Origin of the sequence: Pseudomonas sp. MF7453 (assembly GCF_016405455.1) — a bacterium.
Lineage (GTDB): Bacteria > Pseudomonadota > Gammaproteobacteria > Pseudomonadales > Pseudomonadaceae > Aquipseudomonas > Aquipseudomonas paralactis.
Genome location: NZ_JAEKCN010000016.1, coordinates 1 through 16566, shown reverse-complemented (window position 1 = coordinate 16566; position 16566 = coordinate 1). Strand labels below are relative to the sequence as shown.

Here is a 16566-nt window from a genome sequence, read left to right as displayed (position 1 = left end):
GAATCGCACCGTGCGGCGCTCGTGATACCTGTGAACCTTGACAGTAGAAGCGAGTTTTAAAGAGGGGTTCAATGGTGTCAGAACAAATATCCCCACTCACGATGAGACCTAACACCATGACAATTAAAATTACGCTGCACCCCGGCACAGTTACCGAGATCAAAGAATATTTCTTTCAGCAATTCAGCAGTTATCATGTGAGGATTAAGCCCGACGACGAAACCGCAGAGGTGCTTATCATTGTTGACCACAATCCGTATCTCAAAGTGGGAGACAAGGTCACGTTTGCCCGTAACGACGGCAAGCTTGGTGGACTAGCGCTATAAAGCGGGTGCCTTGTTTCAGGTCCCCTTGCACTCGCCTCGCCGTATTTTTCGGGTGAAGGCAAGTACTTCAGGGGGAAAGGGTGCTCAACCGATTTGATCGCCTGCCAGTGCGTCACGGCGCATCGATTGCAGATTCTTCTCAATGGTTTCGCAAATCGCCTCCATTTGGATCTGATGCTCGCTGGAGCGAAATGGGCTTTGCAGGTCGGTGCCGATACGCTCGATGGCCAGCAGCATAAAGCCCACCACGGTGGAAGCCAGCGGGGTAAACCAGCCGAGGGATTCCACCAGGCCCACCGGCACGATCAGGCAGAACAGCGAGATGAACAGCCGCGGGAAATACACGTAGGGGTAGGGCAGTGGCGTATTGGCGATGCGCTCCATGCCGCCCTGGGCATTGGACAGGTCGACCAGGGTCGACTCCAGCCGCGCCAGGCGAATGCTGTCCAGGTGGCCGGCCTTGTATTCCCTGGCCAGCAACGCCGCAGAACCGGTCAGGATGTCATTGGCAAAATTGTTGGTGGCGCCATTGCGAGCGAACTCCTCGGCGGGGATAAATGCGCGCACTTCATCCGGGCAGGGTTGGCCCTTGAGGTGGGCGGCCAGGCAATTCACATAGGCCACATGGCGGCGCAGCAGCGTGGACTTGATCGGATTGACTTCGCGGTCGGGGTCATCCAGCAGCGTCAGCACCTGGCGCGCAAAGCTGCGCGAATTATTGACCATCGCCCCCCATAACGTGCGCGCCTCCCACCAGCGGTTGTACGCGCTGCTGTTGCGAAAACTGATTAATACCACCAGCGCCGAGCCCAGCAATGTCAGGGGCATCAGCGGCAGGTTGATCTTGGTGGTGAGAAACAACATGAAGTCCACAGTGACCGCCACATCCCATAGCAACAGCCAGAACAGGGACCAGCCTACATAGCCCATGGTCTTGATGATCAGACGGTATTTCTTCATGAGGGCAGCTTTCAAACGAGAACCTCGCGGCGGGCGGTTGGCAACAATGCTTTGTTACGACGCCACTTCAGGGAGAAAGGTTCGCAGCTTGCTGAATCGATTCGTCGGCGAGTCAGTGGCTTGGGTGAATGTAACGGGAAGTTACGCGCAACTGCGTGCGCAAGGCCCACTTGAATCTGGAACAACTTTGGTACTGATGACGTCTTGTCCGGCAATCGCTGTACATTGCGTTCGAGGCAAAAAGCCATTAACCGCAGGGTTTACCACGTGATTTTGTTTTGGGGCCGGGCTGCAGGGATTTCGTAGCTGAGATCAGTGGAATCAAGTTGGATGATCAGGGCTCTTTCATGCGTGTCAGTTCGTTGAAGTCGGCTATGTGTAATACCGCGCAAGCGCTCGAACGTCATAAGGATTTTGAATCGTGCCTGAGAGCGCATTACCACGTGCTGCTCGTGCCCTATTCCCGAAGGCCGTTTTTCTACAAGAGTGCACTTAAATACAGCCGTTTGATGGTGTCGTTTGCGTTATTGAGTGAATACTTCGCCACGCCCGTACCGTTATTGTCGGAAGTTAAAACCCTGTGTGTGACGCGCAGGTATTGTTCGAAAAACAGCCTGGAATCGATGTTCCTGTTATTGCGGGCGCTGGGCTTCATGGAGGTTGCACCGCACCCGGAAGACAGTCGCTTCCGGGTTTACGCGCCGTCGGATGAGGCCTGTCGTGAAGCGCGTCTGATGTTGACCTCGCTCACCGAGTCATTGGCGCGGCTGTACCCTGAAAGGGCGATTTTCCGGCAAATGCGCGAGTTGGATGACCGTGGCTTCCTGTCGCTCTATTTCAAGGGTTTTGCCATTATTCTCGACGCCGATCTTACGGTGGATGTTCTGCTACCCGAGTGTTATTGGCTGGTGAAAAGAGACGCCGGGCACCTGTTGATGTTGGCCATCTATAACGATGCCTTCGCACCGGAAAATGACCGGGCCACGTTCCGGTCATCGTCCTACCTGGCCTTGGCCAAGCAACTTTCCGTGTCCAAGACCCACATTATTCGAATGGTCCAGGAGGGCGTCGAGAAGGGGTATTTCAAAGCTCACTCCAAGACCCGGTTGGAAGTGCTGCCGCCCTTCGTCAGCCTGGTAAAACGCTTTATGGCCTTTTCATTTGCGCTGGGCCTGCATGCTATTGAGATGGGAGCGTAAGGATGCCTGCTAACTTGAAGTTAAGGCCCAGGATGCGCAGGTTGTTGTCGCCTGCGGTGACGCAAGCGGAGTGGATCGGGATCATTGCCTGGATCGGTATTTGGTTGATTCATCCGGCCATGCAGTTCGACCTGTCGATGTTGGGCGTCACCATTGGCTTGTTGCTGGTGTGCCGGTTTCACTGCAGAACCGCCAACTTCCTGTTGTGGCGAGTGCTGGGAGTTACCTACATCGTGATGTTGTCGGTGGGGTTTGCCTATGTGATTGGCTTGAATCAGGAATTGCGTATCTACGGTTTGCCCCTGGCCGTCACCCTGGTGGTCGGCAGCGCTATCTTGTTTATCAGTGTTCAGGACTATCTGGTCGGCGCGCTGTTGGTCTGGCTCATCTTATGGTCGCCGATGCAGGCCGATACATATGCGGGGACACAGGCTTATCTGCTGATATTTTGTGCATCGTCGGTCTCTATCGGTTTTATCCTGAGTTATTCGTATTTGAAGAACCTGCGTTCGGTGTTGTTGGTGGAAAGCGAGTTTCGCGCCTTGGCCGAGACCGATTACTTGACCTCCATCCTTAACCGTCGTGCCTTTATGCAAAGCTTCGAACAGTTGCTCGACAGCGGCCAGGCTGGCTACTTCATCATGTTGGATATCGACAGCTTCAAGGCAAAAAATGACCTGTACGGTCACGATGTCGGTGACAAGATTCTGCGAGCCATGGCCGTGTGCCTGAAAAACGCTAAAGGCAGCCACAGCTTTGGCAGGATCGGCGGGGAAGAGTTCGGTGTGTTGTTGCAGGACGATGACCCGCGCTTCGCCCGCGACTTCGTGCTGGATTTGTTGCAGGCCATACGCTCAAGTGTCGCCGCGCCTCACAACTACACCTGCAGTGCCGGCATGGCACGCTTCACACCAGGTGACGAGCTATCGGCGGTGCTCAAGATGGCGGACAAAAACCTCTACGGTGCCAAGCGCAATGGCAAGGACTGTGTGCATATTAATGGCGGGCGGCTGCAACCTGTGGCGTCCTGAGGAGGGCCGTAGGAGCGAGCTTGCTCGCGAAGAAACCACAGGCGCCGCGTTTATTCAGAAAGCACGCGTCATCGTTGACGTTTTTCGCGAGCAAGCTCGCTCCTACACAGGCCAAGCCCCGGCTAGGATTGCGCGAGAACACTCGCCAGCAAGCCGGGAAAGCGGCTTTCCAGCTCTTCATGGCGCAACGAGTTCATATGGGTGGTGCCCACATTGCGCGTGTGCACCAGGCCGGCATCACGTAACACCCTGAAGTGGTGGGACATGCTGGACTTGGGCCGCCCGCCGTCCAGTTCACCACAGGTGGCTTCGGCCACGCCGGCCAGGCAGCGCACGATGTCCAGGCGCACGGGGTCGCTCAGGGCGTAAAGCACGCGCTCAAGCGTTAATTCTTGCAGGGTAGGGTGTTTGAAGGCTCGCATGGGGCGGATCATAACAGGGGGGTAGCGTTCAATACCATAGTTCGATTACCATCGAACTATCGAATCACACACCCTTCTCTCGGAGTATCTGATGTCCGCATTGTTCGAACCGTTCAAACTCAAAGACGTTACCTTGCGCAATCGCATTGCCATCCCGCCGATGTGCCAATACATGGCCGAGGACGGCATGGTCAACGACTGGCACCACGTGCACCTGGCCGGCATGGCCCGTGGCGGCGCCGGCCTGCTGGTGGTCGAGGCCACGGCAGTCGCGCCGGAAGGACGTATCACCCCTGGCTGCGCCGGTATCTGGAGCGATGCCCATGCACAGGCGTTCGTGCCGATGGTCAAGGCCATCAAGGCCGCAGGTTCGGTGCCGGGCATCCAGATCGCCCACGCGGGCCGTAAAGCCAGCGCCAACCGCCCATGGGAAGGCGATGACCACATCCCGGCGTCCGATGCCCGCGGTTGGGAAACTATCGCGCCGTCGGCCATTGCGTTTGGCGCCCATTTGCCCAACGTGCCGCGTGCTATGACCCTGGAAGACATCGCCCGCGTCCAGCAAGACTTCGTCGATGCCGCCCGTCGCGCCCGCGATGCCGGTTTTGAATGGATCGAGCTGCACTTCGCCCACGGTTACCTGGGCCAGAGCTTTTTCTCCGAGCACTCCAACCAGCGCACCGATGCCTACGGTGGCAGCTTCGATAACCGTAGCCGTTTCCTCCTGGAAACCCTGGCCGCCGTGCGTGAAGTCTGGCCGGAAAACCTGCCACTGACCGCACGCTTTGGCGTGATCGAATACGACGGCCGCGACGAGCAGACACTTACTGAATCCATCGAACTGGCGCGCCGCTTCAAGGCCGGTGGCCTGGACCTGTTGAGCGTCAGTGTCGGCTTCACCATCCCCGACACCAACATCCCGTGGGGCCCGGCGTTCATGGGGCCAATCGCTGAGCGTGTGCGCCGTGAGGCCGGTATTGCGGTGACTTCGGCGTGGGGTTTTGGTACTCCGCAACTGGCCGAAGGCGCGCTGCAGGCCGGTCACCTGGATCTGGTTTCGGTAGGGCGTGCGCACTTGGCCGATCCGCATTGGGCGTATTTTGCTGCCAAGGAGCTGGGCGTGGACAAGTCGTCCTGGACCTTGCCGGCGCCTTACGCGCATTGGTTGGAACGCTACCGTTGAGGCCAGCCAGCCGGTGATATGAGCCACTCGATTGAGTGGCTTTTTTTCGCCGCTCGTTACAACGCCGATACTCGAAAAATAACAAATGAGAACCGATATCAAACGAGAATGCGCTGAGATATGATGCGCGGCGAATTATTGGCAGGTTTGCCGCCCCATCTGGCTCATTCACTAGGTTTACATCCATGCGTCGTACCCTGATTTCAATCTGTGTGCTTCAGGCGTTTTCCCCCTTCACCTGGGCAGAGGATGCTCCTGCTGAAAAAGCCAGTATCGAACTGCAAGCCACCAATGTGACTGCCACCGCGCACTTCGAGACGGCGCAAGGCCCGGTCCAGGGCTACCACGCCACCCGTTCAGCCAGTGCGACGCGCACCGACACCTCCATTCATGAAACCCCGCAGTCCATCAGCGTGGTCTCCAAAGATGTGGTCGAGGATATCGGCGCAACACGCCTGCAAGATGCCCTTGACTATGCCGGCGGCGTGGGCCGCGCCAACAACTTTGGCGGCCAGGGCCTGACCACCTTCACCGTGCGTGGCTTCACCACCGGTGAGTTCTACCGCAATGGTTTCCCGATCAACCGCGGTTACCCGAACATGCCGGATGCCAACACCATCGAACGTCTTGAGGTCTTGCGTGGCCCTGCGACCATGCTTTACGGCCGTGGCGACCCCGGTGGTACGTTCAACGTGGTGTCCAAGCAACCCTTGGCCGAACGCACCGTGACCCTGGGCAGCCAGTTGAATGATCAGGGCATGAAGCGCGGCACCCTGGATGCGTCCGGCCCGCTGGACGAAGAGGGCCGCCTGGCGTATCGCCTCAACGTAGTGGGCGAGGGCGGCGACACCTTCCGTGATCATGTCGAGACCGAGCGCTACGGCGTGACGCCGGTGATCACCTGGCAGGCCACCGATGACACCAAGGTGACCTTCGAAGGCGATTTCATGCGCAACAACCACCCGCTGGACCGCGGCCTGACGCGTTTCCCCAGCCAGCGTGGCACCCCCTCGCGCGATACATTCTGGGGCGACAAGGATGCCGGCAAACTGCACAACGACAACAACATGGCGCAGTTGCGTTTCGAACACGCGCTTAACGACAACTGGACCCTGGGCGGCGGTTTCCAATGGTTGGACGGCAGCCTGAAGGGCAACGCCATCGAGGCCAATGGGCCGGGTAGCCTGGGCGCCGATGGCCGGACCCTGCAACGCAACTTCAACTACCGCAAGCTGGAATGGACCGACAAGGACTATCAGCTCAATCTGACCGGCCACTTCTCCACCGGCGGGTTCGATCACACCTTGCTCACCGGTATCGAGTACGAGGATTACGACTATAAGTCGATCATTCAGCGTTCAAGCGCTGATGCCGGCACCTATCCAATTGACATCTTTGACCCGGTGTACGGCCAAACGCGTCCGGCACTGACCCGCACGCCCACCCACGATAAAGAAAACCTCAAGACCTACGCCGCTTTTGTGCAGGATCAGGTCGCCTTGACCGAACGTTTGAAAGTGCTGGCCGGTGCGCGCTTCGAACGCTTTGAGCATGATTACGAAAACTATGTGTCACGCGATAAAAACTGGCAGGCCGCCGACAACGCCGTCACCCCGCGTGTGGGCGTGATCTACGACCTCACCGATACCGTCGCGGTTTATGCCGACGCCGCCCGTTCGTTCAAGCCCAACACCGGCGCCAGCCGCGAAGGCGGTGGTTTCGCGCCGGAGAAAGGCAAGTCCTACGAGATGGGGATCAAGTGGGAAGCACTTGATCGCCAACTGAGCGTCGACGCCGCTATCTACCAGATCGAAAAGAAAAACGTGCTGGCCATCGACCCGGCTGATCCCACCAGCACTCTCAATGTCGCGACCGGCCAGGTGCGCAGCCGCGGATTTGACCTGAACGTGGCGGGCAACCTCACACCCGAGTGGCGTGTGATTGGCGGTTACGCCTACGTGGACGCCGAAGTGACCCGCGACACCACGCTGCGCTCCGGCACCCGCTTGATGAACATCCCGCGCAACAGCTTCAGCCTGCTCAACGTCTACGAGTTCCAGGACGGCGCACTGAAAGGGCTGGGCCTGGGCGCGGGCGGCAAGTACGTCGACCAGCGCGCCGGCCAGACTGCTAATACGGCCTTCTCGATGGACGCCTACACCGTGGTCGACCTGCTGGGTTACTACAAGGTCAACGAGCAGGTGCGCCTGAACCTGGACGTGAAGAACCTGTTCAACCGCGAGTATGAGGAAGGCGCGTTCGGCAATATCTACGCGTATCCCGGTGCGCCACGCACAGTGCAGGTCGGAATCTCCTACACCCTCTGACGCTGTACACGGTTCCAAATGTAGGCTCGCCCTCTGTAGGAGCGAGCTTGCTCGCGAAAATCGTCAACGATAGCGCAAGCTTCCTGAATAAAAGCCGCGCCTGTGAGTTTTTCGCGAGCAAGCTCGCTCCTACACAGGCGTGGGAGCAAGCTCCCTCACACCTTTTCATGTGCGCTACTGTCAGGTTTGACAGTAGACAGTGAACGCCCCGCGAGGGATGTTTGCCGCTAACGTGTCAGCGTAGTAGTCGGCGCTTATCGCTTTTCGAAGCCACGCTTAATAGGGATATTAAAAATGGAACGGGAACTGGCCAGTGAAACCGATGAACTGATTAAAAAAACCAACGATGCCGAACGGCTGTTCACCCGGTACGCCACCAAGTGCTACACCTCAGCCATGCAAAAATATGCCAAGGAGATCAGCGAGACGTCATACACGTATCTCTTGGCCGAGCTTGCCGAGAGTTCGTTGAGTTCGGAAATCCTTAGTCGGCCAGCGGCCAATATCAGCCTGGTCAGGATCGAGATCGAGGAGGTCATGACGGAGGCCGATGTGATCAAGAAACTGAAGAGGGCCGAAACACACTATTTGGAAACGCTGGAATCGGTGCGCAAGTTTGAAAACCTCAAACGCTTCGAAAAAATGCAAGACACCTCCGATATCGTGCGCTCGATCAAACTCGGCGTGTCGCGCTTCAACATCCTGTTTGTCATCCTGCTGATCGGCGGGTTGACCTGGGCGGCGATCAATCTGCCCAAAGAGGCCCTGGCGCTTATTTCCGCCGCTATCGGCGGGGCCATTACGCATTTGTTGTCTGAGCGACAGGCAGTGCTGGCGCTGAAAAAAGAGGGTGATAACACTTGCCCCAGAGCCAACAACAACAGTAACAATCAGGAATGAGTGCGCCAGCGCGGATTACAAAGGCGTCAACACATTCATCACCGTATCCAGCGCCACCCGCGTGTCATCCAGTTGCACCAGCGAGGCATGCCTTGCACCCAGCGCATCACGGTTCTGGATGGCGGTGAGGATTGCCTTGTGCCGGGGCAGGCTCAGGCCCTGGATATCCGGGCGGCGGTTGGTGATATTGATCGACTCGCGCAGCGGCAGCGAGAGCATGTTGCACATATAGGCGAGCAGGTCGTTACGGGTGGCGTCGGCAATCGCCCGGTGGAAGTCCAGGTCGGCCTGCAACAGGTCCTCGTGGGTCTTGGCGGTTTCCATGCCCTGGTAGGCGTGTTCGATGGTGGCGATGTCTTCATCGGTGGCGGTAGTCGCTGCCATGGCGGCGATTTCCGGTTCGAGGATGCGCCGCACCCCGGCCAGGGTGTTGAAGAACTCACTGTGGGGCGTGGACTGCATCAACCAGGACAGCACGTCCGGGTCGAGCAGGTGCCATTTCAAGCGTGGCCGTACCACCGCGCCCACCCGTGGCTTGGAATACACCAGGCCCTTGGCGCTGAGCACTCGCGTCGCCTCGCGCAATACCGAGCGGCTGACCTGGTATTCCTCGCACAGCGTGGCTTCCATGGGCAACCGTTCCTCGGGCTTGAAGCGACCGGAAACGATGTGCATGCCCAGGTCCTGAACGATCTGGGCATGCTGGCTCTTGCGCGGCTTGGGCGGCTGGTGATCCATAACGACGGGCAGGCTCTGGCTTAAATTCGCCGCATCATAGCATCCCAATTAGTGGGAATGCCGTGGGACTTCTGCTCCGCGACAGCCCACCAGGAAGTCAAAGTCGCAGCCCTGGTCGGCTTGCAGCACATGGTCGATATACAGCTGGCGATAGCCGCCGACGATCAGCTTTTGCGGTGGCGCCAGATCAGCCATGCGTGCCGCCAGCTCGGCGTCGGGGATGTCCAGGTGCAGGCGGCCATTGGCGCAATCAAGTTCGATCCAGTCACCTTCCTTCACAGTCGCCAACGGCCCGCCGGCAGCAGCTTCCGGGGCCACGTGCAAGACCACCGTGCCGTAGGCGGTGCCGCTCATGCGTGCATCGGAAATACGCACCATGTCGGTCACGCCCTGGGCCAGCAGTTTGGCCGGCAGGCCCATATTGCCGACCTCGGCCATGCCTGGGTAACCCTTGGGGCCGCAGTTCTTCATGACCAGGATCGAGTTGGCATCCACGTCCAGCTCCGGGTCGTTGATGCGCGCCTTGTACATGTCGAAGTTTTCGAACACCACCGCACGGCCACGGTGTTGCATCAGTTCGGCGCTGGCGGCGGATGGCTTGAGCACCGCACCCAACGGCGCCAGGTTGCCGCGCAACACGCAGATGCCGCCGTCGGCGCGAATCGGGTTGTCGAGGGTGCGGATTACTTCGTCCTGGCCGTAGATCGGTGAATCCTTGGTGTTCTCGCCCAGAGACTTGCCGTTGACGGTCAAGGCGTTCGGGTGGGGGATCAGGTTGGCTTCACCCAGACGACGCAGCACGGCAGGCAGGCCGCCGGCGTAGTAGAACTCTTCCATCAGGAAGCGCCCCGAGGGTTGCAGGTCGACGATGGTCGGCATACCGCGCCCGATGCGGGTCCAGTCATCCAGGTCCAGCTCCACGCCGATGCGCCCGGCGATGGCTTTAAGGTGAATCACCGCGTTGGTCGAACCGCCGATGGCTGCGTTTACGCGAATCGCGTTTTCAAACGCTTCTTTGGTGAGGATCTTCGACAGCTTCAAGTCTTCGCGCACCATCTCCACCGCACGCATACCGGACATATGCGCCAGCACATATCGCCGCGCATCCACCGCCGGGATCGCCGCGTTGTGGGGCAGGGACGTGCCCAGTGCCTCGGCCATGCACGCCATGGTCGATGCGGTGCCCATGGTGTTGCAGGTGCCTGCCGAGCGCGACATACCGCCTTCGGCCGCGAGGAAGTCATCCAGGGTGATGGTGCCGGCCTTGACCTGCTCGCTCAGCTGCCACACCACCGTGCCCGAGCCGATGTCCTGGCCCTTGTGTTTGCCATTGAGCATCGGCCCGCCGGTGACCACGATAGCCGGGACATCACAACTGGCGGCGCCCATCAGCAGCGCCGGGGTGGTTTTGTCGCAGCCGGTCAGCAGCACCACACCATCAATCGGGTTGCCGCGAATCGCTTCTTCCACATCCATGCTCGCCAGGTTGCGAGTGAGCATCGCGGTAGGGCGCAGGTTGGATTCGCCGTTGGAGAACACCGGGAACTCCACCGGGAAACCGCCGGCCTCGATCACGCCGCGCTTGACGTGCTCGGCGATCTGGCGGAAATGCGCGTTGCATGGGGTCAGCTCCGACCAGGTGTTGCAGATGCCGATGATCGGCTTGCCATGGAATTGGTGGTCGGCAATGCCCTGGTTCTTCATCCAGCTGCGGTACATGAAGCCGTTTTTATCGGCGGTACCAAACCACTGGGCGGAGCGTAGGCCGGGCTTTTTGTCAGGCATGATCGATTCTCTTATTGTATGACTATATGTTCTATGCGTGCTTAAACATAAGCGCAAAATCGCTGATTTGGAAGTGTTGTTTTGCAAATAGTCATACTATATAGTCTTTCTCAACTGAGGTATGACCCTGGCGGATTTCGCGAGAGGCGTCCCCCGAGCTTCTATAAAAACAACAATCGGAGATCGACCCCCATGAGCCAGGAACTGCGGCTTATTCGGCGCTTCACGCTGAAACTGATTCCCTTCCTGATCCTGCTGTACCTGATCGCCTATGTGGACCGTTCCGCTGTAGGGTTCGCCAAGTTGCACATGGGCGCCGACGTCGGCATCGGTGATGCTGCCTATGGCTTGGGCGCAGGCTTGTTTTTCATCGGCTACTTTCTGTTCGAGATCCCCAGCAACCTGATGCTCGACCGCTTCGGCGCACGGCGCTGGTTCGCGCGCATCATGATTACCTGGGGCGCCATCACCATCGGCATGGCCTTCGTGCAAGGGCCGCACAGTTTCTACGTGATGCGCTTTCTGCTGGGCGCGGCGGAAGCCGGGTTCTTTCCTGGCGTGCTGTACTACATCACCCAGTGGTTCCCGGTGCGCCATCGCGGCAAGATCCTCGGGCTATTCATTCTCTCCCAACCCATTGCAATGATGATCACCGGCCCCGTGTCCGGCGGTTTGCTCGGCATGGACGGCATCCTCGGCCTGCACGGCTGGCAGTGGCTGTTTATCGTGATCGGCACCCCGGCGATCCTGCTGACCTGGCCGGTGCTGCGCTACCTGCCCGACGGTCCCAAACAGGTCAACTGGATGAGCGAGCAAGAGAAGACCTGGCTTACCGGTGAGCTGGAAAAAGACCTGCAAGCCTACGGGCAGACCCGGCATGGCAACCCGCTGCATGCGCTCAAAGACAAACGCGTGCTGCTGCTGGCACTGTTCTATTTGCCGGTGACCCTGAGCATCTACGGCCTGGGCCTGTGGTTGCCGACCCTGATCAAGCAGTTCGGTGGCAGCGACCTCACCACCGGCTTCATCTCTGCGGTGCCGTATATCTTCGGCATCATCGGCCTGCTGATCATCCCGCGCAGTTCCGATCGTTTGAACGACCGTTACGGCCACCTCGCCGTGCTCTATGTGCTCGGCGCCATCGGCCTGTTTTGCAGCGCCTGGCTGAGTGTGCCGGTGCTGCAGATGGCTGCGCTGTGCCTGGCGGCGTTTGCGATGTTTTCCTGCACCGCCGTGTTCTGGACTTTGCCAGGGCGGTTTTTTGCCGGAGCCAGCGCGGCGGCCGGCATCGCCTTGATCAACTCGGTGGGCAACCTTGGCGGCTATATCGGCCCGTTCGTGATCGGCGCGCTCAAGGAATACACCGGCAACCTGGCCTCGGGCCTGTATTTCCTGTGCGGCGTGATGCTGTTCGGCTTGCTGCTGACCTTTGTGGTCTACCGCTTGCTGGAGCGCAAGCACGTCCTGCCCGTCGATCAATTTGCCGCCAGCGCCCGTGGCGCCACACGTACTTAAATCCAGGAGAACCTGTATGCGTTTAGTTCAGTTCGAGTTGAGCAACGGTGAGCGCCGCGTCGGCGTGGTGGGAGGCAACACCCTGCGGGAAGTGCAGGGCGCACACAGCGTGCGCGAATTGGCCCTGGCCGCCATCGAAGCCGGGGTTAACTTGCAGCAAAAGGTACAGAGCCTGGGCCTGGGCGCCAGTCATGACTACGCGGCGCTGCTGGCCGAGCTGAAAATCCTGCCGCCGCTGGACCACCCGGACCCAGCCCATATGCTGATCAGCGGCACCGGCCTGACCCATCTGGGCAGTGCCTCGGCCCGCGACAAGATGCACCAGCAGGCCGGTGACGACAGTGCGATGACCGACACCATGCGCATCTTCAAATGGGGCGTGGAAGGCGGCAAACCCGCGGCTGGCCAGGCCGGTGTGCAACCGGAGTGGTTCTACAAGGGCGACGGCAGCATCGTCGTGCGCCCAGGCGCAGCCTTCCCGGTGCCGCCGTTTGCCGAAGACGCCGGCGAAGAGCCGGAAATTGGCGGCCTCTACGTGATCGGTCACGACCGTAAGCCGTATCGCCTGGGCTTCGCGGTGGGCAACGAGTTCTCCGACCATGTGATGGAGCGCAAGAACTACCTGTACCTGGCCCATTCCAAACTGCGCAGTTGCAGCTATGGCCCGGAGCTGCGCGTGGGCGAGTTGCCCGCGCATCTGGCCGGCACCAGCCGCATCCTGCGTAACGACGAAGTGATCTGGCAGAACGAGTTCCTCAGCGGCGAGGCCAACATGTGCCACAGCCTGGAAAACCTTGAATACCACCACTTCAAATACAGCCAGTTCCTCAAACCGGGCGATGTGCATATTCACTTCTTCGGCACCGCCACCCTGTCATTCGCCGACGGTATACGTACCCAACCGGGCGATGTGTTCCAGATCAGCCAGGCCGAATTCGGTGCGCCATTGATCAACGGTATCGGCACGGTGGACGCGGTATTCGAACCCGGCCAAGTCACCACCCTTTAAGGAGATCTCCATGACCCAGTTTCTCGGCCACAACTACATCGGCGGCCAGCGCAGCGCCAACGGCAGTGTCAAGCTGCAGAGTATCGATGCCACCACCGGCGAAGCCTTGCCACAGGATTTCTTCCAGGCCACCCCGCAAGAGGTGGATGCCGCCGCCAAAGCCGCAGCGGCCGCTTACCCGGCCTACCGCGCCTTGAGCGCCGCACGGCGTGCGCAGTTCCTGGATGCGGTGGCCGATGAACTGGACGCCCTGGGTGATGATTTTGTCGAGTTGGTCTGCCGCGAAACCGCATTGCCGGCCGCCCGCATCAAAGGCGAGCGCGGGCGTACCAGCGGCCAGATGCGCCTGTTCGCCACCGTGCTGCGCCGTGGTGATTTCTACGGTGCGCGTATCGACAAAGCCCTGCCGGATCGCCAGCCGTTGCCGCGTCCGGACCTGCGCCAATACCGTATCGGCCTGGGCCCGGTGGCCGTGTTCGGCGCCAGTAACTTTCCCCTGGCGTTTTCTACCGCCGGTGGTGACACCGCCGCTGCGCTGGCCGCCGGTTGCCCGGTGGTGTTCAAGGCGCACAGCGGGCACATGGCGACCGCCGAGCACGTGGCCGATGCGATTATCCGTGCAGCCGAAACTACCGAAATGCCTGCGGGCGTGTTCAACATGATCTTCGGCGGCGGTGTCGGTGAAGCGTTGGTCAAGCACCCGGCCATCCAGGCGGTTGGCTTCACCGGTTCGCTCAAGGGCGGTCGCGCCCTGTGCGATATGGCGGCCGCACGCCCGCAACCGATCCCGGTGTTTGCCGAAATGTCGAGCATCAACCCGGTCATCGTGCTGCCTCAGGCCCTGCAAACGCGCGCCGAGAGCATCGCCCGTGACCTGACGGCCTCGGTGGTGCAAGGCTGCGGCCAGTTCTGCACCAACCCCGGACTGGTGATCGGTATCGCAACGCCTGCGTTCACCGCGTTTACGCAGCAGGTCGCGCAATTGATCGGTGAGCAACCGGCGCAAACCATGCTCAACAGCGGCACTTTGGCCAGCTACGGCAAGGGTCTGGAAAAACTCCTGTCTCACCCGGGCGTCCAGCATTTGGCGGGCAGCGCGCAAGCGGGCAACCAGGCTCAACCGCAACTGTTCAAGGCGGATGTACGCTTGTTGATCGACGGCGACGAAGTGCTGCAAGAAGAGGTGTTCGGGCCTACCACGGTGTTTGTCGAAGTGGCCGACCAGGCCCAGCTCGGCGCCGCCCTGCGTGGGCTGCACGGCCAGTTGACCGCCACGATCATCGGCGAACCGGCTGACCTGCAACAGTTCGCCGAGCTGACGCCGCTGCTGGAGCAGAAGGTCGGGCGCATCCTGCTCAATGGTTACCCCACGGGGGTGGAAGTCTGCGATTCGATGGTGCACGGCGGGCCGTACCCGGCGACCTCCGACGCCCGGGGCACCTCGGTCGGCACCCTGGCCATCGACCGTTTCCTGCGCCCCGTGTGCTTCCAGAATTACCCTGATAGCCTGCTGCCCGACGCGTTGAAAAACGCCAACCCGTTGCGTATCCAGCGCTTGGTGGATGGCGCACCGTCTCGAGAATCGCTGTAAGTCATCAGGAGGTTTCATGTCGTTGAGCGCAGTCACCCCACACCGTGCGCGGTTGGGCGAAGGGCCGTTCTGGGATGTTCGATCCCAGGCGCTTTATTGGGTGGATATCGCCGCCAAACAGGCTCTGCGCTGGATGGACGGGCAGTTGCAGGTGTGGCAGTTGCCCGAGCATGTCTCGGCGTTTATTCCGTGTGAAAGCGGCGATGCGTTGGTGACCTTGAGCAGCGGCGTGTACCGCCTGGACCTGGCGACGAAAGCGCTGACCCTGCTGTGCGTGGCCGACCCGCAGCCGGGCAACCGTGGCAACGAAGCGCGCTGCGATGCTCAGGGCCGGCTGTGGCTGGGCACCATGCAGAACAATATCGGTGAGCAGGGCGAAGACCTGCCCATCACCCGGCGTTCCGGTGGCCTGTTTCGTGTCGATGCCGATGCGCGCGTCACGCCGTTGCTGACCGGCCTGGGCATTCCCAACACCTTGCTTTGGAACGAGGAGGGCAGCCAGGTGCACTTCGGCGACAGCATGGACGGCACGCTCTATCAGCATTCGATCCAGGCCGACGGCCAGCTCGAACCCGCCCAGGTGTGGTTTGCACCCCACGAGCGCGGTGGGCCGGACGGCTCAGCCATGGACAGCGAGGGCTACATCTGGAATGCCCGTTGGGACGGCAGTTGCTTGCTGCGTCTGACGCCCTCGGGTGAAGTGGATCGCATCATCGAACTGCCGGTCAGCCGTCCCACCAGCTGCGTGTTCGGTGGGCCCGGCCTCACCACCTTGTATATCACCAGTGCCGCGAGTCCCTTGGACCACCCTTTGGACGGTGCGCTGTTGGCGATTGAAGTCGATGTGCCAGGCAAACCCTGTCACCGCTTCGCTGGATAACCTGTAGGAGCGGGCTTGCCCGCGAAAAACGTCAACGATAACGCGTTCATGCTGAATGAACGCGTCGCCCTCGGGTTTTTCGCGAGCAAGCTTGCTCCTACAAAGCTCTACCTAAAACAACAACAAGGAGTCACCCGTATGAATCATCGTCGTGGTTTGCGTTCCCTGTGCTGCGCCGCTGTGGCGGTCTCGGCCATGAGCTTGAGCGGCCTGTTGCTGGCTGCTGAAGAAGTGAAGATCGGTTTTCTGGTCAAGCAGGCCGAAGAGCCTTGGTTCCAGACTGAATGGGCCTTTGCCGAAAAAGCCGGCAAGGAGCATGGCTTCACGGTGATCAAGATCGCCGTGCCCGATGGCGAGAAGACCCTCTCGGCCATCGACAGCCTGGCCGCCAACGGCGCCAAGGGTTTTGTGATCTGCCCACCGGACGTGTCCCTGGGCCCGGCCATCGTCGCCAAGGCCAAGGTCAACGGCCTGAAAGTGATGGCCGTGGATGACCGCTTTGTCGACGCCAAGGGCAACTTCATGGAGGACGTGCCGTACCTGGGCATGGCTGCGTTTGAAGTGGGCCAGAAACAGGGCGCGGCGATGGCCGCCGAAGCGAAAAAACGCGGTTGGGACTGGAAGGACACCTATGCGGTGATCAACACCTTCAACGAACTCGACACCGGCAAGAAGCGCACCGACGGCTCGATCAAATCCC

General features: G+C 60.1%; 15 protein-coding genes. 11 read left to right on the top strand and 4 right to left on the bottom strand.

Annotation, left to right across the window (positions count from 1 at the left end):
* Window positions 1–116: 116 nt before the first annotated feature.
* Entirely contained in the window at window positions 117–326 is a 210-nt protein-coding gene (locus tag JFT63_RS22805; RefSeq protein WP_157243940.1) for a hypothetical protein, read from the top strand.
* A gap of 84 nt (window positions 327–410) precedes the next feature.
* On the opposite strand, the gene JFT63_RS22800 is transcribed toward JFT63_RS22805, so the two are convergent.
* The gene (locus JFT63_RS22800; protein WP_057704141.1) at window positions 411–1301 is read right to left on the bottom strand and encodes a bestrophin family protein; all 891 of its coding nucleotides are present in this window, start codon (window positions 1299–1301) and stop codon (window positions 411–413) included.
* 332 nt (window positions 1302–1633) lie between these two features.
* Between JFT63_RS22800 and JFT63_RS22795 the strand changes: the two genes are divergently transcribed.
* Together JFT63_RS22795 and JFT63_RS22790 are read left to right on the top strand one after the other, a co-directional pair.
* Window positions 1634–2485: a hypothetical protein gene (locus JFT63_RS22795; protein ID WP_186561871.1), complete on the top strand. Its 852-nt coding sequence runs from the start codon at window positions 1634–1636 to the stop codon at window positions 2483–2485.
* A gap of 2 nt (window positions 2486–2487) precedes the next feature.
* Window positions 2488–3516 (top strand): GGDEF domain-containing protein, encoded by a 1029-nt coding sequence (locus tag JFT63_RS22790; RefSeq protein ID WP_198844829.1) that lies wholly within the window; start codon window positions 2488–2490, stop codon window positions 3514–3516.
* A gap of 122 nt (window positions 3517–3638) precedes the next feature.
* On the opposite strand, the gene JFT63_RS22785 is transcribed toward JFT63_RS22790, so the two are convergent.
* Entirely contained in the window at window positions 3639–3938 is a 300-nt protein-coding gene (locus JFT63_RS22785; protein ID WP_233102382.1) for an ArsR/SmtB family transcription factor, read from the bottom strand.
* Between the two features lie 91 nt (window positions 3939–4029).
* Here JFT63_RS22785 and JFT63_RS22780 point away from each other — a divergent pair, with 91 nt between their 5' ends.
* The 3 genes from JFT63_RS22780 (at window position 4030) to JFT63_RS22770 (ending at window position 8348) form a co-directional block, all read left to right on the top strand.
* Window positions 4030–5121 (top strand): NADH:flavin oxidoreductase/NADH oxidase, encoded by a 1092-nt coding sequence (locus JFT63_RS22780; protein WP_198844827.1) that lies wholly within the window; start codon window positions 4030–4032, stop codon window positions 5119–5121.
* A gap of 185 nt (window positions 5122–5306) precedes the next feature.
* The gene (locus tag JFT63_RS22775) at window positions 5307–7448 is read left to right on the top strand and encodes a TonB-dependent siderophore receptor (protein ID WP_198844826.1); all 2142 of its coding nucleotides are present in this window, start codon (window positions 5307–5309) and stop codon (window positions 7446–7448) included.
* A 294-nt stretch (window positions 7449–7742) separates the two neighbouring features.
* Window positions 7743–8348, top strand: a complete 606-nt coding sequence (locus JFT63_RS22770; RefSeq protein WP_057704147.1) for a hypothetical protein — start codon at window positions 7743–7745, stop codon at window positions 8346–8348.
* Between the two features lie 15 nt (window positions 8349–8363).
* On the opposite strand, the gene JFT63_RS22765 is transcribed toward JFT63_RS22770, so the two are convergent.
* Window positions 8364–9086: a FadR/GntR family transcriptional regulator gene (locus JFT63_RS22765; protein WP_057704148.1), complete on the bottom strand. Its 723-nt coding sequence runs from the start codon at window positions 9084–9086 to the stop codon at window positions 8364–8366.
* Between the two features lie 48 nt (window positions 9087–9134).
* Window positions 9135–10871, bottom strand: a complete 1737-nt coding sequence (locus JFT63_RS22760; protein WP_057704149.1) for an IlvD/Edd family dehydratase — start codon at window positions 10869–10871, stop codon at window positions 9135–9137.
* Between the two features lie 192 nt (window positions 10872–11063).
* Between JFT63_RS22760 and JFT63_RS22755 the strand changes: the two genes are divergently transcribed.
* The 5 genes from JFT63_RS22755 to JFT63_RS22735 form a co-directional block, all read left to right on the top strand.
* Window positions 11064–12386 (top strand): MFS transporter, encoded by a 1323-nt coding sequence (locus JFT63_RS22755; protein ID WP_198844825.1) that lies wholly within the window; start codon window positions 11064–11066, stop codon window positions 12384–12386.
* Window positions 12387–12402: 16 nt separating this feature from the next.
* On the top strand, window positions 12403–13395 hold the full coding sequence (gene araD1, locus JFT63_RS22750) for an AraD1 family protein (protein WP_198844824.1): 993 nt from the start codon (window positions 12403–12405) through the stop codon (window positions 13393–13395).
* A gap of 10 nt (window positions 13396–13405) precedes the next feature.
* Window positions 13406–14986 (top strand): aldehyde dehydrogenase (NADP(+)), encoded by a 1581-nt coding sequence (locus JFT63_RS22745; protein ID WP_198844823.1) that lies wholly within the window; start codon window positions 13406–13408, stop codon window positions 14984–14986.
* Window positions 14987–15002: 16 nt separating this feature from the next.
* Window positions 15003–15866: an SMP-30/gluconolactonase/LRE family protein gene (locus JFT63_RS22740; protein WP_057704153.1), complete on the top strand. Its 864-nt coding sequence runs from the start codon at window positions 15003–15005 to the stop codon at window positions 15864–15866.
* A gap of 138 nt (window positions 15867–16004) precedes the next feature.
* Window positions 16005–16566 (top strand): substrate-binding domain-containing protein (locus tag JFT63_RS22735; protein WP_198844822.1); only part of this gene is annotated, 562 nt, incomplete at its 3' end.